Origin of the sequence: Micromonospora sp. AMSO12t (assembly GCF_008806585.1) — a bacterium.
Lineage (GTDB): Bacteria > Actinomycetota > Actinomycetes > Mycobacteriales > Micromonosporaceae > Micromonospora > Micromonospora reichwaldensis.
The window spans coordinates 1-4,295 of the sequence record NZ_WAAS01000399.1; the positions used below are offsets into that span (position 1 = coordinate 1).

General features: G+C 73.2%; 4 protein-coding genes. 2 read left to right on the top strand and 2 right to left on the bottom strand.

The genetic code is table 11. The annotated features are described in order from the left end of the window. Positions 1-1,025 (bottom strand): glycoside hydrolase family 5 protein (locus F6X68_RS31110; RefSeq protein WP_151457595.1); only part of this gene is annotated, 1,025 nt, incomplete at its 3' end. Between the two features lie 239 nt (positions 1,026-1,264). On the opposite strand from F6X68_RS31110, the gene F6X68_RS31115 reads away from it, so the two are divergent. Both F6X68_RS31115 and F6X68_RS31120 read left to right on the top strand, forming a co-directional pair. After that, positions 1,265-2,227: a TIGR03557 family F420-dependent LLM class oxidoreductase gene (locus F6X68_RS31115; protein ID WP_151457596.1), complete on the top strand. Its 963-nt coding sequence runs from the start codon at positions 1,265-1,267 to the stop codon at positions 2,225-2,227. 26 nt (positions 2,228-2,253) lie between these two features. Continuing rightward, a complete protein-coding gene (locus F6X68_RS31120; protein ID WP_225852539.1) occupies positions 2,254-3,081 on the top strand; it encodes an alpha/beta fold hydrolase in 828 nt (275 codons plus the stop codon). A gap of 376 nt (positions 3,082-3,457) precedes the next feature. Here the strand turns inward: F6X68_RS31120 and F6X68_RS31130 are convergent, their stop codons facing one another. Continuing rightward, positions 3,458-4,231 (bottom strand): hypothetical protein, encoded by a 774-nt coding sequence (locus tag F6X68_RS31130; protein WP_151457598.1) that lies wholly within the window; start codon positions 4,229-4,231, stop codon positions 3,458-3,460. Positions 4,232-4,295 lie beyond the last annotated feature (64 nt).

The following is a 4,295-nucleotide window of genomic DNA, read 5'->3' on the forward strand; positions in this document are numbered from 1 at the left end:
GGGGGCGTCGTCGGCGGCGGAGTGGTCGGCGGCGGGGTGCTGCCGAAGACCGTCGCCTCCTTCGCGGTGGCCTTGATCCCGTTCGCCCCGTTGAAGATGCGCTGGCCCCAGGTGCTCAGCGCGGCGGGGTTGAAGTTGGTGACCATGTCGAGGTACTCGACGCCACCGCCGTTGCCGCTCCACGACCAGCCCAGGTAACCGATCCCGTTGGCCTGGCTGTAGGAGAGGATGGTGTCCTCGTCGGGGTTGCCGTCGGAGTGGTCGAAGCCGAACTCGCCGACCACGATCGGCAGCTTGGCGGCGCGGAACCGGCCCAGGTAGTCGCTGATCTCGGCGGCGGTGTCGAAGACGCCGTACATGTGGATGGAGAAGACCGTGTTCTTCTGCGGGTCGGCCGCGAACACCGACGCGGCGTTGTCGCGCATGGTGAACGACCAGTCCTGACCCCAGTTCGGGGCGTCGACCATGATGGTGTGCGTCAGGCCGCCCGTACGCAGGCGCTTGATGGCGTTGGCGGTGTCGGTGGCCCAGGTGCCGTAGCCCTGGTTGCCGTACGGCTCGTTGCCGATGTTGACGATGACGTACTTCTCCTGGCCGGCGAGGGCGCTGGAGACGCTGAGCCAGTAGTCGACCGCCTGAGCGAGGGTGACCGCCCCGCTCTGCTCGCCGTAGCCGGTGGTGTCGTGCACCTCCAGTACGCAGATCAGCCGGTTGGCCTTGCACAGCGAGATGACGTTGGCGACGTCGGCGGTGTCGTTCTTCGCCCACCGCTGGCCGCTGGCCAGCACCACCCGCACCGTGTTCGCCCCGAGCGCCTTGATGTTGGCGAAGGAGCTGGTCTGCTGCTGGTACCAGGTGTGCGCGTGGTTCACGCCACGCATGACGAACTCGCTGCCGTTGGCGTCGTAGAGCTTGCCGTCGGCGACGGAGAAGCCGGTCGCGGCCCGCGCGGGCTGACCGAACGCCAACACGGCGACCAGCAACGCGAGCAGGGCCGCACCGGCGGCGGAGAGTCTCTTCTTCATGGCCTTCCTCAAAGGGAGGACCCCCGCTGCCCAGGTGGGGGTGGGACGTCACAGGGGATGGCGGCTGCAGCCCGACAGCCGCCGCCCGGCTCCCGGCGGCGCAAGGATCAGCGTAGGCCGGTCGGGCCGGTCACGCAATGAACCGGTTAAGCAGCGGACCGCCGACACCGGACGCGAGGGTTGACCCGACCTGGCAGGGGTATCCGGGGATGATCCGCCCGGGTCGGAAGGAGACACCCATGGTCAAGGTCGGCTACACCCTGATGTGCGAGCAGGCCGGTCCGAAGCAACTGGTCGACTACGCGGTGCGGGCGGAGGCGGCCGGCTTCGACCAGCTCGTCATCTCCGACCACTACTACCCCTGGCTGGACTCCCAGGGCCACTCCCCGTACGCCTGGTCCGTGCTCGGCGCGGTCGCGCACGCCACCAGCCGGGCGGAGCTGATGTCCTTCGTCACCTGCCCGATCCGCCGCTACCACCCGGCGGTCGTGGCGCAGAAGGCCAGCACGATCGGGGTCCTCTCGGACGGCCGGTTCACCCTCGGCCTCGGCGCGGGCGAGAACCTCAACGAGCACGTGGTCGGCGGCTGGCCGCACGTGCAGCAGCGGCACGAGATGTTCGAGGAGGCCCTCCAGATCATCCGGCCCCTGCTCAACGGGGAGACGCTGACCTTCTCAGGCAACCACTACGACGTGCCCGACGCCTACGTGTGGGACCGGCCGGCCCGCCCGGTGCCGATGGCCGTCGCCGCCTCCGGCCGCCAGTCGGTCACCCTCGCCGCCGAGTACGGCAACGGCCTCGTCACGACCGAACCGGACCCGCACATCATCGAGATGTACGACGAGGTCGGCGGCGCCGGGCAGCCCCGCTACGGGCAGGTGGCCATCTGCTACGGCCCGGACGAGGCGGAGTGCCGCAAGATCGTGCACGACCAGTTCCGCTGGTTCGGGATGGGCTGGAAGGTCAACGCCGACCTGCCCGGGCCGGAGTCGTTCGCCGCCGCCACCCAGTTCGTCCGCGAGGAGGACGTGGCCGAGGGGATCTCCTGCGGGCCCGACGTGGACCGGCACGTCGAGGCGTTCCGCAAGTTCGTCGACGCCGGCTTCACCCACGTGGCGATCGTGCAGGTGGGCGGCGAGACGCAGCCGATGTTCCTGGACTGGGCGCAGGAGCTGCTCCTGCCGAGGCTGCGCGAGCTGTGAGGGCGGCACCGGTCCGGCGTCCCCGGGTGACCCCGCCGGGCCGCTTCGGTCCGGCGGAGCTGCGCCTCGCGCTGGCCGCTCCGAAGCCGGCCGCCGGGCTGACCAGCGAGTGGCGGCTGGTCGACGGGATCCGTACGCACACCCGCCGCGCCGGCGACCCCGGCACCGCCGCCACCCCGGTCGTGCTGGTGCACGGGCTGGCGGTGTCCCACCGCTACCTGACCCCGCTCGCCCTCGCGCTGGCCGACACCCACCCGGTGTACGCGCCCGACCTGCCCGGCTTCGGGCTGACCGAGCGCCCCGGCCGCGCGTACGACGTGCCCCGGCACGCCGCGCACCTGGCCGCCTGGCTGGCCGCGTACCGGATGCTGCCCGTCTGCCTGCTCGGGCACTCGTTCGGCGCGGAGGTCGTCGCGGCGCTCGCCGCCCGGCACCCCGACGCGGTCGCGGCGGTGGTGCTCGCCGGCCCGACCAGCGACCCGGCCGCCCGGTCCCGGCGGGGACAGTTCGGGCGCTGGCTGGTCGACACCCTGCGGGAGGCGCCGTTGCAGGCGCCGATCCTGCTCCGGGACGTCCTCGACGCCCGCCCCTGGCGGGTCCACGCGACGCTGTCGCACTCGGTGCGCAACGGCATCGAGGCGGACCTGGTCCGCATCGCCGCGCCCACCCTGGTCGTGGCCGGCTCCCGGGACCCGGTCGTGCCGCCGTCCTGGCGCGCGCAGGTGGGCCGGCTGGTGCCGCACGCCCGTACGGTCACCGTGCCGGGCGCCGCGCACAACGTCGTGACCACCGCCCCGGCGCAGGTCGCCGACGCGGTCCGCGCCCTGCTGTCCCCCACACTCACGAACAGGTGACGAGATGCGTATCGGCAACACGGAGATCCGTCCGGCCGGCGGCGGCCTGGGCTGCCTGCTGATGATCCTCTTCTCGATCGTCGCCTCGGTCGTCCTGACCGTGGTGCTCAACCTGCTCCTGTAACCCTGCCCGGGGCTCGCGCTCGGGCTCGGGCTCGGGCTCGGGCTCGGACTCCGGCTCCGGCTCGGGCTCGGACTCCGGCTCCGGCTCCGGCTCCGGCTCCGGCTCCGGCTCCGGCTCCGGCTCCGGCTCCGGCTCCGAGATCTTGGTATGGGAGTGCCCCTGGAGGGGCCGTTTCTTGCCAAGATCTCGCTCGGGCACCGCTCGTCGGGCAGCGCTCATCGGGTACCCCGCCGTCGTCACGGCGTCGGCGGGTCAGCCGCGCAGGCCGAGGGCGGTCAGCGCCTCACGGGTCGCCTGGCGAACCGGGTCCACGACGGCGTGGCGCACCCAGCGGACGGCCGGCGACACGGTCGCCCGCCACGCGGCCGCCAGTGCCCGACCCACCGGGCGGACAGCGTGCCGCCACAGCCAGCCCGCCCCGAGCACGAAGGGCCGCAGCGTGAGCGCGTAGCACCACCAGAGCAGCCGGCCGGCGGCCCACCACGCCCAGCCGAGCGCGCCGAGCAGCACCCGCCCCACCGCCGCCAGCCACCGCCCGACCGCCGCGAGCCCCGCCACCAGCAGGCGTCCGAGCGGCGTGAGGAGCCGGGCCAGCCAGCGCAGCGGAACCCAGATCAGGTGGTACGCCAGCCAGGCCAGCGGTATCCACACCACCGTCCGGGCCAGCCAGGCCAGCCCCCGTGCGAGCCACACCAACGGCACCCAGACCAGCGTGCGCAGCAGCCAGGCCAGGCCAAGGCCGAGCCACCGCAGCAGCCAGGCCACGCCGCCGCCGAGCCAGCTCAGCGGCACCCACACCAGGATCCGCAGCAGCCAGCCCAGCGGGCGCAGCAGCCAGCGGTCCAGGAACCGACCGAGCGGCGCGAGCAGCCAGCGGTGCAGCCACCGGCCGACGGCGGCGACCACCTCCCAGGCCAGCCGGACGGGCACCACCACGACCAGCGCGATTCCCCGAACGACGGCGACCAGCAACGGGGTGGGTGGGGACCCGGCGTTCCCCGGGTCCGCGCTCGGCGAGTCGATCACCGGCTCACGGTAGTCAGCACCGACAACGCGCCGCCCTCCCGGCCCTCGGGGGCGGACCGGGGTC